Source organism: Akkermansia muciniphila ATCC BAA-835, assembly GCF_000020225.1.
GTDB classification, from domain to species: domain Bacteria; phylum Verrucomicrobiota; class Verrucomicrobiia; order Verrucomicrobiales; family Akkermansiaceae; genus Akkermansia; species Akkermansia muciniphila.
The window spans coordinates 518115-534470 of record NC_010655.1 but is presented as its reverse complement, the minus strand read 5'-3'; the positions used below and the strand labels follow the sequence as shown (position 1 = coordinate 534470).

At 56.6% G+C, this 16356-nt stretch carries 15 protein-coding genes; 7 read left to right on the top strand and 8 right to left on the bottom strand.

The window, feature by feature from the left end:
- Positions 1–48 precede the first annotated feature (48 nt).
- The 8 genes from gcvP to AMUC_RS02435 all read right to left on the bottom strand — a co-directional run bounded on the left by gcvP (position 49) and on the right by AMUC_RS02435 (position 10423).
- The gene (gene gcvP, locus AMUC_RS02470; protein WP_012419501.1) at positions 49–2895 is read right to left on the bottom strand and encodes an aminomethyl-transferring glycine dehydrogenase; all 2847 of its coding nucleotides are present in this window, start codon (positions 2893–2895) and stop codon (positions 49–51) included.
- Between the two features lie 95 nt (positions 2896–2990).
- Positions 2991–3371: a glycine cleavage system protein GcvH gene (gcvH, locus tag AMUC_RS02465; RefSeq protein ID WP_012419500.1), complete on the bottom strand. Its 381-nt coding sequence runs from the start codon at positions 3369–3371 to the stop codon at positions 2991–2993.
- A 70-nt stretch (positions 3372–3441) separates the two neighbouring features.
- On the bottom strand, positions 3442–4527 hold the full coding sequence (gene gcvT, locus AMUC_RS02460; RefSeq protein WP_012419499.1) for a glycine cleavage system aminomethyltransferase GcvT: 1086 nt from the start codon (positions 4525–4527) through the stop codon (positions 3442–3444).
- Positions 4528–4602: 75 nt separating this feature from the next.
- Positions 4603–5724: a redox-regulated ATPase YchF gene (gene ychF, locus AMUC_RS02455; RefSeq protein WP_012419498.1), complete on the bottom strand. Its 1122-nt coding sequence runs from the start codon at positions 5722–5724 to the stop codon at positions 4603–4605.
- 58 nt (positions 5725–5782) lie between these two features.
- On the bottom strand, positions 5783–6706 hold the full coding sequence (locus AMUC_RS02450; RefSeq protein WP_012419497.1) for a D-alanyl-D-alanine carboxypeptidase family protein: 924 nt from the start codon (positions 6704–6706) through the stop codon (positions 5783–5785).
- Positions 6707–7266: 560 nt separating this feature from the next.
- On the bottom strand, positions 7267–8394 hold the full coding sequence (gene dprA / locus AMUC_RS02445) for a DNA-processing protein DprA (protein WP_012419496.1): 1128 nt from the start codon (positions 8392–8394) through the stop codon (positions 7267–7269).
- Positions 8391–9503: a glycosyltransferase family 4 protein gene (locus AMUC_RS02440; protein WP_012419495.1), complete on the bottom strand. Its 1113-nt coding sequence runs from the start codon at positions 9501–9503 to the stop codon at positions 8391–8393. The genes dprA and AMUC_RS02440 overlap by 4 nt, the downstream gene beginning before the upstream one ends.
- A complete protein-coding gene (locus tag AMUC_RS02435) occupies positions 9500–10423 on the bottom strand; it encodes a mitochondrial fission ELM1 family protein (protein WP_012419494.1) in 924 nt (307 codons plus the stop codon). Before AMUC_RS02435 ends, AMUC_RS02440 begins: the two co-directional genes overlap by 4 nt.
- Positions 10424–10570: 147 nt before the next feature.
- Between AMUC_RS02435 and queG the strand changes: the two genes are divergently transcribed.
- The 7 genes from queG to AMUC_RS02400 all read left to right on the top strand — a co-directional run bounded on the left by queG (position 10571) and on the right by AMUC_RS02400 (position 16286).
- Positions 10571–11587, top strand: coding sequence for a tRNA epoxyqueuosine(34) reductase QueG (queG, locus tag AMUC_RS02430; RefSeq protein WP_204223447.1), 1017 nt, complete (start codon positions 10571–10573; stop codon positions 11585–11587).
- Between the two features lie 118 nt (positions 11588–11705).
- The gene (rpsM, locus tag AMUC_RS02425; protein WP_012419492.1) at positions 11706–12083 is read left to right on the top strand and encodes a 30S ribosomal protein S13; all 378 of its coding nucleotides are present in this window, start codon (positions 11706–11708) and stop codon (positions 12081–12083) included.
- A gap of 33 nt (positions 12084–12116) precedes the next feature.
- Positions 12117–12668 (top strand): 30S ribosomal protein S11, encoded by a 552-nt coding sequence (gene rpsK, locus AMUC_RS02420; RefSeq protein ID WP_012419491.1) that lies wholly within the window; start codon positions 12117–12119, stop codon positions 12666–12668.
- Positions 12669–12703: 35 nt separating this feature from the next.
- Positions 12704–13315 carry a 30S ribosomal protein S4 gene (gene rpsD, locus AMUC_RS02415; protein WP_012419490.1) on the top strand — a complete coding sequence of 204 codons (612 nt, stop codon included), beginning with the start codon at positions 12704–12706 and terminating at the stop codon, positions 13313–13315.
- A gap of 130 nt (positions 13316–13445) precedes the next feature.
- Positions 13446–14213 carry an HAD family hydrolase gene (locus AMUC_RS02410; protein WP_012419489.1) on the top strand — a complete coding sequence of 256 codons (768 nt, stop codon included), beginning with the start codon at positions 13446–13448 and terminating at the stop codon, positions 14211–14213.
- A gap of 125 nt (positions 14214–14338) precedes the next feature.
- Positions 14339–15223, top strand: a complete 885-nt coding sequence (locus tag AMUC_RS02405; protein WP_012419488.1) for a hypothetical protein — start codon at positions 14339–14341, stop codon at positions 15221–15223.
- A 142-nt stretch (positions 15224–15365) separates the two neighbouring features.
- Positions 15366–16286, top strand: a complete 921-nt coding sequence (locus AMUC_RS02400) for a hypothetical protein (protein ID WP_012419487.1) — start codon at positions 15366–15368, stop codon at positions 16284–16286.
- The last annotated feature ends 70 nt before the right edge of the window (positions 16287–16356 follow it).

Genomic DNA, 16356 nt, shown 5'->3' with positions numbered 1-16356 from the left:
CTGCTCCAAATGAATGGAACAGCCTTTTTGAAAGGAAGGATGAGATTTTTATAACTCTACGGCCTTGGAGAATTCCTCCACCGTGTCGCAGGTGCAGACCAGATTGCGGTCTCCGTACACATTATCCACCCGGCCTACATACGGCCAGAATTTGTGAATAAGGAGACCGGAGACCGGATAAGCCGCTTCACTGCGGGAGTAGGGGTGCCGCCATTCGTCGGCGGAGACCATTTCTGCGGTATGGGGCGAGTTTTTCAGGACGTTGTCTTCCTTGTCTGCCGTACCGTTGATAATGGCCGTGATTTCCGCATGAATGCGTTCCATGGCTTCAATGAAGCGGTCCAGTTCTTTTTTGGGTTCCGATTCCGTCGGCTCCACCATCAGGGTGCCCGGAACGGGGAAGGACATGGTGGGGCCGTGGAAGCCGTAGTCCATGAGCCTTTTGGCAATGTCATCCACCGTGAGGCCGGCGTCATGAGTGAGCTGGCGCGGATCCAGAATGCATTCATGCGCCACCAGCCCCTTGTTGCCGGAGTAGAGAACCGGGAAGAGATGTCCGAGTTTCTTGGCAATGTAGTTGGCGTTAAGGATGGCCATTTCCGTGGCTTCCCTGAGGCCGTCCGGCCCCATCATGGAGAGGTACATCCAGCAGATGGCGGCTATGGAGGCGCTTCCCCACGCCGCAGACGCTACGGCCCCTTCTTCATGGCCCAGCGTGAGGTGCCCGGGCAGGAAGGGTACGAGGTGTTCCGCTACGCCGATGGGCCCGATGCCGGGACCGCCGCCGCCGTGCGGCATGGCAAAGGTTTTATGCAGGTTCAGGTGGCAGACGTCCGCGCCAATGCAGCCGGGGCAAGTCAGACCTACCTGGGCATTCATGTTGGCGCCGTCCATGTACACCTGGCCGCCATTGGCATGGACGATGTCGCAGAGTTCCTTGATTGTCTGTTCATATACCCCGTGCGTGGAGGGGTACGTGACCATGATGCAGGAGAGATTGTCCTTATGGGCTTCCGCCTGGGATTTCAGGTCTGCCATGTCGATGTTGCCTCTTTCGTCGCATTTGACGGGCACCACCTTGAGGCCGGCCATGGCGGAGGATGCGGGATTTGTTCCGTGGGCGGAGGTGGGAATGAGGCAGACATTGCGGTGGCCTTCTCCGGCGTGCTTCTGGTAGCGGCGGATGGCCAGTAGCCCGGCATATTCCCCTGCGGCGCCGGCGTTGGGCTGGAGGGATACGGCGGCAAAGCCGGTGATTTTCGCCAGACGGTCAGACAGGATGGAGAGCATTTCCCGGATGCCTTCCGACTGGTCCGCCGGAACAAAGGGATGCAGGGAGTTGGCTTCCGGCCACGTGATGGGAATCATTTCAGAGGCGGCGTTCAGCTTCATCGTGCAGGAGCCCAGAGGGATCATGGCTTCATTTAGAGCCAGGTCCCGGGATTCCAGGCGGCGGATGTAGCGCATCATTTCCGTTTCGGAATGGTAGGAGTTGAAAGCCTTTTCCGTGCAGAAAGGCGTCTGGCGCGTGTGGACGGGATCCCAGGCAGGAGCGTCGCAATCGCAGGCGGCGGATGTTTCCGCACCAGCAAGGGCGGAGGCCAGTGCCGCTATATCCGCACAGGTTGCGGTTTCATCCAGAGAGATGGCTGCGTGGTCGGCATCCACCCTGCGGATGTTATACCCGGCTTCCAGGGCTTTTTGCACCATGGCGTCCGCTTGTCCGGGAACGGACAGCAGCAGGGTGTCAAAGAAGTTTTTGTTTTCAATGGCGATGCCGGCTTCCGTGAGCGCCTTGTACAGGCTTTTGGTTTTCAAGTGGATTTCCGTGCCGATGCGTTTGAGGCCTTCCTGGCCGTGGTATACGGCGTAAAAGGCGGCAAGCACGGCCAGGAGCACCTGGGCGGTGCAGATGTTGGAGGTCGCCTTGTCGCGGCGAATATGCTGTTCCCTCGTTTGCAGGGCCAGGCGGTAGGCCGGGCGGCCCAGGGTATCTATGGACATGCCGATAAGGCGGCCGGGCATGCGGCGTTTGAGAGCGTCCGTGCAGGACATGTAGGCGGCATGGGGGCCGCCGAAGCCCATTGGGATGCCGAAGTGCTGCGTGTTGCCGATGCAGATATCGGCTCCGAAGGCGCCGGGTTCCCGGATGACGGTAAGGGCCATGAGATCCGCCGCCACGACGCAGAGCGCGCCCGTGGCATGCACGCGGGAAAAGAAGTCCGTGTAGTCGCAGATGCGGCCGAGCGTGTCCGGATATTGGACAAGCACTCCGGCCAGATCCGCACCGATGGATGCGGGGTCAAAGGAGGAGCAATCTCCCACGATGATGTTAACGCCCTGGAAGGCGGCGCGGGTACGGATGACGCTGATGGTCTGGGGGTGGCAGGTGTCCGCCACAAAGAAGGTGTTTGCTTTGGGGCGCGCGTTCCGGCACATGGTGACGGCTTCTGCTGCTGCGGTGCCTTCATCCAGCAGGGAGGCGTTCGCTACCGGCAGTCCTGTCAGGGAAGAGACCATGGTCTGGAAATTCATGAGCATTTCCAGCCGTCCCTGGGCGATTTCCGGTTGATAAGGGGTGTAGGCCGTGTACCAGCCGGGGTTCTCCAGTACATTGCGGAGGATGACGGAGGGAGTGATGGTGCCGTAATAGCCCTGGCCAATGAAGGTTTTCAGGAGCTTGTTTTTCCGCAGAATGGAACGGAGTTCCTCCAGGGCTTCCGTTTCCGATTTGGCTGCGGGCAGGTCCAGCGGGGCCTTCATGCGGATATCTGCGGGGACGATGTCCGCAATGAGTTCGTCAAGCGTCCGGTAGCCGAGGCTGTCAAGCATTTCCCGGCGTTCTTCCCCCTGGGGGCCGATGTGCCGGCTGGCAAAATCTGAGTGGGTATTCATGTGGTATCTCTGGCTGGTAATAGCGTCCGGCCGCGGAACGGGCCAAACAAAATGCCCCGGGATGGAATCACCGGGGCGGGGGAGGGAAGAATGGTTCAGGAGCAGTATTCCTCGTAATCCGTGGCGTTCATCATATCTTCCGTTTCCGTGGGAACGTCCAGGCGGATTTTGTACAGCCAGCCTGCGCCGTAGGGGTCGGAGTTAATGAGGGACGGATCATTGGAAAGCTCTTCGTTCACTTCCAGGATTTCTCCTGAAACGGGGGTGTACACGTCGCTGGCGGCTTTGACAGATTCCACGACAGCGACAGGGTCGCCGGCTGCGACGGTGGCGCCTACTTCGGGAAGGTCTACAAAGACGACATCGGAGAGTTCGGCCTGGGCATGGTCGGAAATGCCGATGGTGCCGATGTCCCCGTCAATTTCAATCCATTCGTGATCTTTGGAATACAGCAGATTTTCTGGTACGTCGTGCATAAGATGTAATTGTTTGAAGTGAGAGTGTAGTAAAATGAGGTGTTTGTCAGTTTATTTTTGCGCCGTAGTGTCAGCCTTTTTTATAAAAGGGTTTTTTTACGACCACGGCTGGGAATTTCCTTCCCCTTACGTCAATTTCCAGCTCCGTGCCGACCTTGGCATAGGCGGCAGGCAGGTAGGCCAGGGCAATGCCCTTCATCAGCGAAGGAGAGAGCACGCCGCTGGTAAGTTCTCCGATGGCTTCTCCGCCGGGGACGTGCACGGCATAGTGGGCGCGGGGAGGAGCTCCCTTGCCGGTGTATTCAATAGCGGCCAGCCGACGGCTGAGGCCGTTGGCTTTTTGTTCCCGGAGAATATCGGAACCGATGAAGTCCGTATCCAGCGCGCAGAAGAATCCGAGCCCGGCTTCCAGAGGCGTTTTGTCCGGAGAGAGGTCGGAGCCGTTCAGAGGATAGCACATTTCCAGACGCAGGCTGTCGCGGGCGCCCAGGCCGCAGGGTTTGGCTCCTGCTCCAAGAAAGGCTTCAAACCATTTGACGCCTTCCTTAGCCGGGCAGAAGAATTCAAAACCATCTTCCCCGGTATAGCCGGTGCGGCAGATAATGAGATCCGTCCCTTCCGCCGTGATGCGGGAGATTCCATTGCGGGGGGGAAGTTCCACGCCGGGGATGACGCGGGAGAATACTTCTCCGCATTCGGGACCTTGAACAGCCAGCCCCACGTATTCGTCGGAGTGGTTTTCCAGAGTTACGCCTGCAGGTTGATGGGCGGAAAGCCATGCGAAGTCTTCATCAATCTTGGAGGCGTTCACCACTACGAAGAAGGTTTCCGGTTCCATCCGGTACAGGATGAGGTCGTCAATGACTCCGGCCCTGTCATTGAGCATGACGGAGTATTGCCCCTGCCCTACATTCAGTTTGTTGATGTCATTGGTCAGCATGGAGTTCAGCCATGCTGCAGCGGAACCGCCGGCTACCGTGAACTGCCCCATGTGGGAGATGTCAAAAATGCCGCAGGTTTCGCGCACTGCTTTGTGTTCGTCCAGAATGCCGGTGTACTGCACCGGCATATTCCAGCCGGCGAAAGGAACCATTCTGGCTCCCAGTTCAACGTGTTTAGTTGCCAGGGGGGTGGATTTGACGTCTGTATCAGTCATGAGGCGATGTGAAGGTTATGAGCAATCTGCCCCTTATATCAGTAAAAGTCAATGGAATTCCGGTAACGCTTCCGTCTAGACATTGAAGCGGAATTCGATGACGTCCCCGTCTTTGACGACATATTCTTTTCCTTCGATGCGCAGCTTGCCGTGTTCCCTCGCTCCGGCCTTGCCGCCGCAGGAAACCAGGTCGTCGTAGTGCACTACCTCCGCGGCGATAAAACCGCGTTCAAAGTCCGTGTGGATGACGCCGGCCGCCTGGGGTGCTTTTGCCCCGGCCGGAATGGTCCAGGCCCGCGTTTCCTTGATTCCCGTGGTGAGGTAGGTGCGCAGGCCCAGAAGGTGGTACACGGCGCGGATAAGGTCGGAAACGCCGGAGTCCTTCACACCCAGGGATTCCAGGAATTCGCGGGATTCTTCCTCCGAGACGTCGATGAGTTCCTCTTCAATCCGGGCGGAGATGACAATGGCTTCCGCGTTATGGTGTTCCGCTACGTATTTTTTCACCTGGGAGACGTAGGGATGGGCGTCCGGGTTGGAGATGGCGTCCGCCAGTTCGTCTTCATTGACATTGCAGGCGAAAATGCTTTTTTTATCCGAAAGCAGCTGGAAAGAATGGAGCAGCTTGCGTTCGTCGTCGTCCAGCTGCGGTTCAAGGGTGAGGGCGGGATTGCCTTCGTTCAGGTGGGGCAGGAGTTTGGTGATGAGGGCCACTTCGGCCTTGGCTTCCTTGTCGCCGCTGCGTGCCTTGCGTTCGCGGGAAGAGAGTCTCTTTTCCATGGTGGCGATATCCGCCAGAATGAGTTCCGAGTTGATGATGTCAATGTCGCGCAGAGGATCCACGGAACCGAGTTCATGGATAATATCATCATTGTCAAAGCAGCGGACTACCTGCACGATGGCGTCCACTTCACGGATGTTCGCCAGAAACTGGTTGCCCAGGCCGGCTCCTTCCGAGGCTCCCTTGACCAGACCGGCAATATCCACGAATTCAATAAGCGTGGGGATGATTTTTTCAGAACCGGACATGTCGGAAAGAACCTGCAGGCGGGGATCCGGGACTGTTACCATACCCACGTTCGGGTCAATGGTGCAGAAGGGATAGTTGGCCGCCTGGGCCTTGCGCGTCCGGGTGACCGCATTGAATAGAGTGGATTTGCCGACGTTGGGGAGACCTACAATACCTGCCTGTAACATAGGCAGGACTGATAGCGGGTCACGCCGTGAAAGTCAAATACCAATTGCCGACGGGCATTTATGCGGCGGATCCCAAAGCCCATCTGATCAGGTTTTCCGATTCCGTCCAGATACGGGACGGATGGCAGCCGAGGACGACGACGATGACATGGCGCCCGTTGACGCCGGCTGAGGAAACCAGGCAGCGTCCGGCGGCGTTCGTGTATCCGGTTTTCATTCCGGTAACCCAGGGGTTCTGGGTGAGCAGCTTGTTGGTGTTTCTCAGCAGAAGCGTTCTGCCGTTGGCGCGGGTAAAGGCATATTGGCGTTTGCAGATAATATTGCGCAGTTCCGGGTTGCGGTACACATAATAGGCGCAGCGGGCCATGTCAATGGCAGTGGAATATTGATCCGCCGGGAGGCCGTTGGGATTGGCGAAGCGTGAGTTGTACATGCCCATCTGCCGGGCTTTGGCATTCATCAACTGGGCGAAACGGGGAACGGAACCCGCCGTATCGCGGGCCAGAGCCAGGGCTACGTCGTTGAAACTGCGGATCATCATGGCATTGAGCAGTTCGCGGCGTGAATAGACTTCCCCCGCCCGGAATCCCAGTTTGGTGGGGTCCGCCTTGGTATCGGAAGGCTGGATGACCACTTTTTTGTCCAGGCTGCCGTGTTCCATCACGACCATGGCCGTCACGAGTTTCTGCGTGCTGGCTACCTGGCGGTGCTGGAGGCCGTTGTGGGAAAAGAGCACTTTGCCGGTAAGGGCGTCCATGACGCAGGCGCTGGCGCAGCGGGGCGTGCGCGGGGCGCTTGAGGGGATGGCTACGGGACGTGTGGGGAAATTGGCCGGTCGGGGGAGGGCATGGGAAACCAGCTGGGAGAGTTGTGGGGGAACGGGCGTTGCAAGGGGGATGTAGTCACTTGAATCCCCGTACGATTGGCAGCTTGTGGAGCTCAGGCAAAGGGAGAATCCTGCAAGAAGGGCGAATAAACGCATGTCTTGTTGCTACAGTAAGAAGTTTCGTTCATCAAGCCCAAACTCCGCATTTGAAAAAGAGCCGGACGAAAAAGGCCGCGGATCGGACAATCCGCGGCCTTTTTTCTCTATTAACTACCTATGGAACCAAAAACCACCCTGAACGGATTTTGAATTGCTTTTCCCATCCGTCGGACAGATCTTGTGAAGGATGAGACTCCAGGCAGGAGTGATGCGTTCAAAATATGTTCGTCAACAGTTCTTTTTAAGAGGTGTTGCCGTATGCGCCCGAGCCTGCATCCAGTAAATATGGCAGAGATTTTTTTCGAACATATTTTGTTTTTCGCGGGCATGTAAATTTGCCGCAGGCATTTAAAATGCCGGGGATGTCCTGCCGATATATTTAATTTTTGGAATAGAATTATTGAAGGAAAGGGTTTGGCGACTATTTTGAGACGTTTTTTTTGCATCCGGATGGAAAGGTTTTTATACGGGAGATGGACGGCGCTCCCTTCCGGTTCCATGGTCAGGGAGAGGAGCCCCGGACCTGGCGTTTTCCCCGGCGGAAAAGCGGAATCTGCCTAAAGTTCCCTGCCGTTAATGGAGAAATACCCTCCGGCGTCCGGAGTAATTTGCCCTGCAATTTGCATTTTGGCCAAAAGCGGGGTGATGGTATGCGCCGCTTTTCCCAGAGAGGTGCAGAGGGTGTCAATAGTATTGAAACCCAGTCTGATGGCGTGGAGAATCTCCTTTTCTTCCAAAGTGGGAAGCGGTGGGGTTGAGGCTCCGGCAGGGGAGCATGGCGAGAAGAGAGGCAGTCCCTGTTCCGGAACGGCCCAGTTCATGTCCTGCAGAATATCGGAGGCTCCGGTAGCTAGGATGGCTCCGTCCCGGATGAGGGCATGGCATCCGTCGGAAGAATGCCGGTCAACCGGTCCGGGAATGCAAAAAACGTCTCGACCCTGTTCGGCCGCCGTTCGGGCCGTGATCAGGGCCCCGCTGCGTCCGGACGCCTCCACCACCAGCGTAGCGCGGCTCCAGCCGCTCACGATGCGGTTGCGCATGGGAAAAGTGGTGCGGGAGGGGGGCAGGTCCATCGGGAACTCGGAGACTACCGCTCCATGCCCGTCCGCAATGCGCTGCGCCAAGTTTCTGTTTTCCCGAGGATACAGTTTGTTGAGACCTGCCCCGATAACGGCGATGGTGCGCCCCTCCGCGTCCATGGCCCCGGTATGGGCTTCCGTGTCCACGCCGCGCGCCAGTCCGGAAATGACAGTTATTCCGGCTTCCGCCAGGTCATGGGAGATGTTTCTGGCGCAAAGCCTGCCGTAATGGGTGGCCATCCGTGAGCCGACGACGGCAATGGAGCGTTCGGCATCCGTTCCGGTCCAGTTTCCCCAGGAGTAGAGGACAATGGGCGGGTCTGGGAGAGCACGCAGGGAGGATGGGTAGGAGTCGTCAAAAACCGTGGTTACCGCGGCCCCCGCGTTATCCGCCAGTTCCAGTTCCCTGTACGGGTTGACGGTGCTCCGCCAAGAGGAAATGCGGCAAGCCAGCTGCGCCCCCACGCCGGGAATTTCCATCAACAGGGAGGAAGGGGATTCCAGAATCAGTTCCGGAGAGGCGAATACCTGCAGGAGACGCATGATTCTGACAGGGCCCAGGCCCGGTATCAGGTTCAGGGCTATGGCTGCTTCCCGGGGTGTCATGAATAAGGTGTCAGTTCCTGGTAAACGTCCAGATGGGCTTGAATCATATCCTGCATATTGTAAGGGGAAGGAATTTGCCGGGGCAGGGGGGGGGGCTGGGTATGCCAGCGGGCCAGCAGGTTCGCCATGGCGGCGGTATCTCCTACGGCGACGTTCCCTTCAGGAAGGAAGGCGTCCAGCTGTTCCTTGACTCCGCCGTGGGCGTATCCGGCTACGGGTTTGCCCAGGGCGAGCGCCTCCAGGGTTGATTTGCCGAAGGCTTCCGGGCTTTTGGTCAGGGAGAGGGTGACGGAACATGTGGAAAGGATTTCCCTCAGATCCTGGCGATGGCCTGTCCAGGTGAAGGACTGGGAGACGCCGGAACGTTCTATTGCCCGCAGGACCTCGTTTTTATATTCTTCTTTTCCCTTCTTTGCTTCTCCTACAATGACGGCGTGGGCCGGGATTCCCTGTTCCAGAAGCTGCCTGACGACCGGAATCAGATCCAGATGCCCTTTCAAGCGCGTGATGCGGCCCGGCAGGCACAGGGTGAATTTCCCCTTCAGTTCAGGATAGGACATGAACCAGCCCGTGAGCCATTCCCGGGAGGGGGAGTAGGCCGGGTGATATTGGTCCGGGGAAATAGCATTGGGTATGATTCTGATATGGTCCGGAGGGGTGGACGGATAATGGTCAAGGATGTAGTCCCTGATGCAGTTGGAGACGGCGATCACCCGCTCTCCTCGGCTCATGATGGCGGAGTACCGGTTGACGGAGTAGAAGCCGTGAACGCTGGTGACGAGGCCGGGGCGGTCTTCCGGCGGGAGCTTTTTCCATGCCAGGTAGCCTGCCCACGCAGGAACGCGGGAATGGAGATGCAGGATATCCGGCCTGACGGCCTGAAGCAGGGCGCGGAGGGCCCCGATGCGGAAGAGAGTGGAGATGCTTTTTTTGCCTATCGGCATCAGGATGTGGCGGGAGCCTTCCTTTTCCAGACGGGGCACCAGGCGTCCGCCTCCGGAAACGACGATATTTTCCACGCCCCGGGAAGAAAGGCCGCTGCCCAGTTCCATAACGACTTGTTCCACGCCTCCGGATTCCATGGAGGGGACGAGATGTACTATTTTCATAAGGCGCGGAGCTGAGGGAAAAATCTGGAGAGGATGTAGTCTGCTGCACGGTCCGCTTCCAGAAGCGGGGAACCGGGAGCCGTCAGGCGGAAGTTCTGTTTTTTCCAGTCACTGTATCCAGTAACCATGCCTTCCTTTTCCAGTGTCTCCAGGCCGGACAGGATGCGGGATTTGCGGCTGCCGTGTCGGCGCGGTACGGAAAGGATGCCTACAGGCGCGCCGGAGCCAAGAGCCTCATATACCATGGAGACGCTGTCCTGGCTGACCCAGGCGGCGGAGGCGTGCGCCAGATGCCGGGCTACCCACCCCGGCCGGGTTTCCTCCACGGGAACGACGGTTAGTTCCGGAACGGCCGTCCGGATTTTTTCCGCAAAGCCGTCCGGCGTCCGGCGCGAGGTGGTTAGAACAAGGTGTCCGGGGGTGTGGATGCTGATGGACGCGAGCTGGTTGAGCATGCTTTCGTCATCCCAGTCAAAATCTTTGCTGGGCCCTCCTATGAGAATCAGTGTGGTATCCTTTGGTACGGAGGGATCCGGTCTCATGGGGTGGAGAGCTCCCTGGGTGGGGAAGATATCCGTATCCGTGTAATCGCGGCCGGAATCCAGGTCATGGCGGGGAATAAGGCAGAGGTCGAAAAAGGAGCAGGGAAGCGTAGGCTTCATGCAGAGGACGGCCCGGGTTTTGAAATGGTGCCGCGCGCAGATGAGCGGGATATGCGTTGCATGTCCGGCGGAAATGAACAGATCCGGCCGTGGAATGTCGCTGCCTGTGACGACCTTCCGGATTTTCCCCAAAAGGGAAAGCCCCTGCAGGTCTACCGTTTCCACGGTTCCCCCCGCTTTGGAGATCAGAGCCTGCGCCAGCCCCAGGGACTGGTTGAGGTGGCCCTGTTTCCCATCGCTCAGAATCCGGATGTTCATATATGCGGCATTATGAAGCGGCGGCGGGGTGCAGGCAATCCAATTTCCACCGGACAGAAGAAAATTCTTGGTGGGAGGCATGCTCTTGTTCATGATTCCGGCGTGCTGACTCCGGATTCCTCTGTTATTAAAGATTCCTTGTGCGCCGTGTCCCGGCAGCTTGGTTTTTCCGGCTGCCGGGTGGCCCGTGCGGAAAAAAGCCCGCATGCGGAAAAATTGTTTCAATGGCTGGAGCGCGGATGGCACGCCGGGATGGAGTGGATGGCGCTTTCCCCGGAGCGGCGCACGGATCCTGCGGAAGTGCTTCCCGGATGCCGTTCCGTCATTTGCCTGTCCTATGATTATGACAGCCCCGGTAGGCGCCCGGAGGGGGAGGGTAGCATTTGCCTTTACGCCCATGGAAAGGATTACCACGGAATTCTGGAGGAAAAACTGGCGGATTTGCAGGAGCTGCTTTCCATTTACGGCGGGAAGCAGAGGGGGTATGTGGACTCCGGCCCTGTTATGGAACGGGACCATGCGGAGGCCTGCGGCCTGGGCTGGCGCGGGAAAAGCGGTTTGATCGTGCGCAGGAAAGGGGGCTCCCGCTTTTTTATCGCTACCCTGCTGACTACGCTGGAACTGGAACCGGACGCTCCGGTTTCAAACGGATGCGGCAGTTGCCGCCGTTGTGCGGCCCTGTGTCCGACGGGCGCAATTATGGAAAACGGTCAGGTTGATGCCGGACGCTGCCTTTCCTACTGGACGATTGAACACCGGGGGGCTATTCCGGAAGAAATCCGTCCCCTGATAGGCACGCGCCTGTACGGGTGCGATACCTGCGTGACGGTCTGTCCCTGGAATGGTAAGCCTTTGCCGGACGTTGACGAACGGTTCCGCATGTCCCGTCTGCTGGCTTCCATTCCCCTGCGTGGTCTTCTTTCCCTGGATGCCGGCGGTTTTGCGGCCCTGTTCCGGAATTCCCCGTTGAAAAGGCTCAAGAGGGAAGGGCTGCTGCGTAACGGCTGCGTTGTGCTGGGGAATGCGGGGACTCCGGATGACATTGATTTTCTGAAGGCGCTTTACGGGGAGTCTCCTCTGGTGGAGGAACACGCTTCCTGGGCTGTGGAGCGCATCCTCCGCCGCCACGGGCGGCATGCATCTTCAAGCGGTGCAAGAGATTAAAAATAGAAAAAATGATGTTTTGGTCTTGTCAAAACCTCAATTTATGGTATCCATCTTGCCCCAAGCAATAGCTCTGCGCGAGGCAGAGAAAAATAACAGCTAGCAAATCCAATCCATTATGGCACGCCTTTTCGGTACAGAAATACCCAACGAGAAGCGCATCGAGGCTTCCCTTCCGTATATTTACGGAATTGGTCGCTCGACTTCTAAGAGAATCCTGGAACAAGCAGGCATCAATCCCGACATCCGCACGGGACAGCTTACCGACGAACAGCTCACGAAGATTGTTCAAGTAATCACCACCGACGGCATTTTGATTGAAGGTGACCTTCGTCGTGAAAAGCAATCCATTCTCAAGCGTTTGACCTCCATCAACTGCTATCGTGGTCAGCGCCACCGCCGCGGCCTTCCGGTACGCGGTCAGCGTACCCGCACGAATGCCCGCACCCGTAAAGGCAAGAAGAAGACCGTTGGCGCGCAGGCCAAGAAGAAGTAATCCGCCAACCTGAATTTTTAATATAGCTTTACTATGGCTAGCGAAGAAATCACCAACGAAACCGCCGAACAGCCTGTGGAAGCGGCAGCTTCCGCTCCCGTCGCTGAAACTCCGGCCGCCGCTGTTTCCGCTCCTGAAGAAATCAAGAAGCCCGAACCCCGCAAGGATATCTTTGCGGAACTTGGTCTGGGCGGCGATGATGACAAGCCCAAAATCCTGAAGGCCAAGGGCAGCAAAAACGTTTCCACGGGCGTGGTTCACGTTTCCTCCACGTTCAATAACACCGTCGTAACTGTGACTGACCAGCGCGGCAATGTCATCGGCTGGTCCTCCGCCGGCAAGATGGGCTTTAAGGGTTCCCGCAAGAGCACGGCCTATGCCGGGCAGGTGGTGTGCCAGGACGCCTGCCGCCAGGCCATGGGTCACGGCTTGCGTGAAGTGGAAGTGCGCGTAAAGGGGCCCGGTTCCGGTCGTGAATCCGCCGTACGTGCCGTGCAGACGATCGGTATTGAAATCACCTCCATCAAGGACGTGACCCCCATCCCCCACAACGGCTGCCGTCCTCCGAAGGCCCGCCGCGTCTAATTGAGAATCTTTTACCTATATAGATCTAATATATCATGGCTCGTTATACCGGTCCCCGCGATAAAGTGTCCCGCCGTTTTGGCGTTGCCCTTTTCGGTTCCACCAAGGCTCTTGAAAAGCGCCCCTTCCCTCCCGGCCAGCATGGCATGCGCGCCGGCCGCAAGAAGAAATCCGACTATGGCGTGATGCTTGCTGAAAAACAGAAACTGCGTTTCCAGTACGGTGTGCTTGAAGGTCAGTTCCGCAAGTATTATGCAGAAGCCGCCCGCCGCCGCGGCATTACCGGCGATATTCTGCTTCAGCTCCTTGAGCTTCGTCTGGACAATGTTGTGTACCGCCTCGGCTTCAGCAATACCCGTGCCGGCGCCCGTCAGCTTGTTTCCCACGGTCACATCACCGTGAACGGCAAGAAGACGAATATCGCGTCCTACTCCTGCCGTCCGGGCGATGTCATTGCCGTAGGCGGCAAGGCTTCTTCCCAGCAGCTGGTTACCCGTTTCCTTGACCTGACTCAGGCTACTGTGGTTCCTGACTGGCTGGAATGCGACCGTGACAAGCTCACGGGCAAGATTGCCCGCGTGCCTTCCAAGGAAGAGATTGCTCCCATCGTCAACGAGCAGCTCATCGTGGAATTTTACTCCCGTTAATCTTATTTCCTTCTGGATTTGCTTCAAAACCCCGGTTGCCTTTCGGCGGCCGGGGTTTTGGGCATTCAGGAGGAGGGGCATGGAAGAGTTGGGTGTTGAGAGTTAAGGGAAGCGGGTATAGGATGAAAGCATGACGGACGATTGGAAAAAAAGAGGCGCAGCGCTGTTTGATATGGACGGCACGCTCCTTCCCTGGGATACGCAATATATTTTTTCCTGTTTTGTGGTGAGGCGCCATCCTTGGAGACGCTTGCTGATTTTTCTTTTCCTGGCCTGTATTCCGCTCTATATTTTGAGAATATGGGATGAGAACCGGATGAAGAGGGCTTATCTCATGTATTTGTGGGGGCTTCCCGCTGAAACGGTGCGGGAATATGGACGGAAGTTTGCCGAGATGGCGCAGGAATGGATTTATCCGGAGCTGAAGGAGCGGCTGGCAGGGTATCGGAAGAAGGGTTATTTGTGTCTCATGGTTTCCGCTTCTCCATCATTTTACGTGAAGCCCCTGGGCGAACTGCTGGGATTTGACGAAGTTCTGGGAACGGATGTGCTTCTGGAGGAACGCATGCCGGCAATGCCGGAACTGCCGAACGGTAATAATAAGGGGGCGGTGAAGGTGGAGCGTCTGCGGGAGCGGAATGTACTGCCGGAACATGGTGTTCTGGAAAACGCCGTTGCCTACAGCGACAGTGCCGCGGATCTGCCCATGCTGCTTTCCTGCAGGCGGAGGGTTCTGGTGAATCCTTCTCCTGCCCTGAAAGAAGACAGGCTTCTGGATGGTGCGGAGTGTCTGTATCCGGCCAGGCCTTGGAAGGGAAGGTTTGGCAAGATATGGAGAATTGGATTTTTTGTCATGGGGTTGGTGGATGTAAATAATGTGAAATCAATGACTTGCTGATTTATCAAGAGAAAATTCTTTACTTTTGTGACGAAAATGTTTCACTTTTCTTAACAAGGGGGGAAAAAGCATTTTTCTTTCCATGTTAGCAAATCAACAATTAATACCCTAACCAAGTAATAGTCATGCAAACCAAGAACATCATCAGTGTTGCGGCAGTTGTGGCATCCTTTGCCGGAGCTGCTCTTGCGGGTACTCCCGTCAAGATTGTTGCTCCGACTCCGGTTCCCGCTCCTGTGGCGACTTCCAGCCCGCTGTCCGGCGATATTTACGCCGGCTACGCTTCCAATTACACCTGCCGCGGCATTGTGGCTTCCCACGCGTTGGCGGAAGGGGATAGCGTCATCCCCGCCGGTGTCAATCTGAATTACAAGCTGTGCGATGCCAACTCCATCGTGGCTTCCGCTTCTTATACGACCTTGACTTCAGGCCACCATCTCATGGGGGACAGGGATACTTCCTTCCACAATGAGACCAATTTCAACCTTGGCTGGCAGAATAAGGACGGTTTGCTGAAGAACCTGTCCACGACGCTTGGCTGGAACCTGATTCACGGCGGTTTGCTGGGCAGCTTTGCCAAGTATGACCATGCTCATTCCGTCACGCAGGAATTTTACCTGAATCTGAATTACGATCTGACTCAGAACTGGTTTGCCGGCGTAACCACGAGCTATGCCTTCCAGGGCATGACCGGCTGGTGGTTCCAACCTTATGTTGGCTACAAGGCCGCCCTCTGCCCCGTCACGGACATTGTCGTGACGGCCGGGATGTCTGCCACGTCCAGCTATTTTGGCGCTGCGTTCGAGCAGGCCAATGGCGCTCAGGCCTGGTGGGTGAAAGCTGAACTTCCGGTGAAGCTGGGAGTGAAGAATCTGTCCCTTGTTCCCTTCGTCAGCTTCAACTGGGCCGGCTGTGGCGCATTGAAGGTCAATAAGGGCCTGGATAAGGGAGACAAGCCTTACAAGAACTTCGGCGTAGTGGCTGGAGCCAGCCTTGTCTATTCTTTCTAAGCCATCCGGCCTGCGATTGAATTATATTTTCAGGTGCGGCGGAGAAATCCGCCGCGCTTTTTTTAATTGATGGCGGCGCATTGTTTTTTATGAACTCCGTTTTTTGCAATGCGCCGATATCCAAATTTTCATTTGAAGCGTGATGATGCAATTCAGAAATATCATTGGTGTTGCGGGGGGTGCCGTTTTTCTTGCCGCTTCCGCTTTTGCGGGAATTTCCGTTAAAACTGTTTCTCCTGTTCCCGTGGAACAGGACTGTCCTTTGTCCGGGGAAGTTGATGCCGGGTATGCTTCCAATTACACCTGCCGCGGCATTGTGGCTTCTCATTCACTGACGGAAGGAGATGGAATTATTCCTGCCAGTGTGGATTTGAATTATAAGCTGGATGATTGTAATTCCGTTGTTGGGGCGGCATCTTGTACGTTCCTGATTTCAGGACACCACATGGCAGGGGAAAGAGATTTCTCTTTTCATAACGAGACTGATTTTCTTTTTGGATGGAAGAACCGGGACGGTTTACTGAAGAACCTGTCCACGACGCTTGGCTGGAACCTGATTCACGGCGGCCTGCTTGGGAATTTTGCCAGGTATGATTATAACGCCACCTGGATGAGTGATGAAGATGTGTATAGAAGGAATACCCATTCCGTCATTCAGGAATTTTATCTGACGCTGGATTACGGTTTGCCCGGAAACTGGTTTGCCGGCGTAGCCATGAGCTATGCCTTCCAGGGCATGACCGGCTGGTGGTTCCGGCCGCATGTGGGGTATCAGGCTGCTATCTGCTCCGACGCCGATTTTGTATTGAGCGCCGGGATGTCTGCCACTTCCTCTTATTTTGACAATAAATCCCTTTTTATGTCCAACGGTTCCCAGGCATGGTGGCTGAAGGCTGAACTTCCGGTGAAGCTGGGTGCCAAGAACCTGTCTCTCGTTCCCTTCGTCAGCTTCAACTGGGCCGGAGAGGGCGCCTTGAAGGCCAACCGAGGTTCGGACAGGGGCGACAAGCCTTATAAGAATTTCGGAGTAGTGGCCGGGGCTGGTCTCGTTTATTTTTTCTGAAGTTGGCAGCGGGCAGGCCTGAATGATGTTTCCTGAAGCAGAGCAGGAAACAGCGGCGTTTTTGCTTGTT

What these genes read in the sequence shown, in the direction of transcription:
- gcvP (WP_012419501.1), bottom strand. Translation starts at nt 2,895, where the DNA reads ATGAATACCCACTCAGATTTTGCCAGCCGGCACATCGGCCCCCAGGGG.
- gcvH (WP_012419500.1), bottom strand. Translation starts at nt 3,371, where the DNA reads ATGCACGACGTACCAGAAAATCTGCTGTATTCCAAAGATCACGAATGG.
- gcvT (WP_012419499.1), bottom strand. Translation starts at nt 4,527, where the DNA reads ATGACTGATACAGACGTCAAATCCACCCCCCTGGCAACTAAACACGTT.
- ychF (WP_012419498.1), bottom strand. Translation starts at nt 5,724, where the DNA reads ATGTTACAGGCAGGTATTGTAGGTCTCCCCAACGTCGGCAAATCCACT.
- AMUC_RS02450 (WP_012419497.1), bottom strand. Translation starts at nt 6,706, where the DNA reads ATGCGTTTATTCGCCCTTCTTGCAGGATTCTCCCTTTGCCTGAGCTCC.
- dprA (WP_012419496.1), bottom strand. Translation starts at nt 8,394, where the DNA reads ATGACACCCCGGGAAGCAGCCATAGCCCTGAACCTGATACCGGGCCTG.
- AMUC_RS02440 (WP_012419495.1), bottom strand. Translation starts at nt 9,503, where the DNA reads ATGAAAATAGTACATCTCGTCCCCTCCATGGAATCCGGAGGCGTGGAA.
- AMUC_RS02435 (WP_012419494.1), bottom strand. Translation starts at nt 10,423, where the DNA reads ATGAACATCCGGATTCTGAGCGATGGGAAACAGGGCCACCTCAACCAG.
- rpsM (WP_012419492.1), top strand. Translation starts at nt 11,706, where the DNA reads ATGGCACGCCTTTTCGGTACAGAAATACCCAACGAGAAGCGCATCGAG.
- rpsK (WP_012419491.1), top strand. Translation starts at nt 12,117, where the DNA reads ATGGCTAGCGAAGAAATCACCAACGAAACCGCCGAACAGCCTGTGGAA.
- rpsD (WP_012419490.1), top strand. Translation starts at nt 12,704, where the DNA reads ATGGCTCGTTATACCGGTCCCCGCGATAAAGTGTCCCGCCGTTTTGGC.
- AMUC_RS02410 (WP_012419489.1), top strand. Translation starts at nt 13,446, where the DNA reads ATGACGGACGATTGGAAAAAAAGAGGCGCAGCGCTGTTTGATATGGAC.
- AMUC_RS02405 (WP_012419488.1), top strand. Translation starts at nt 14,339, where the DNA reads ATGCAAACCAAGAACATCATCAGTGTTGCGGCAGTTGTGGCATCCTTT.
- AMUC_RS02400 (WP_012419487.1), top strand. Translation starts at nt 15,366, where the DNA reads ATGATGCAATTCAGAAATATCATTGGTGTTGCGGGGGGTGCCGTTTTT.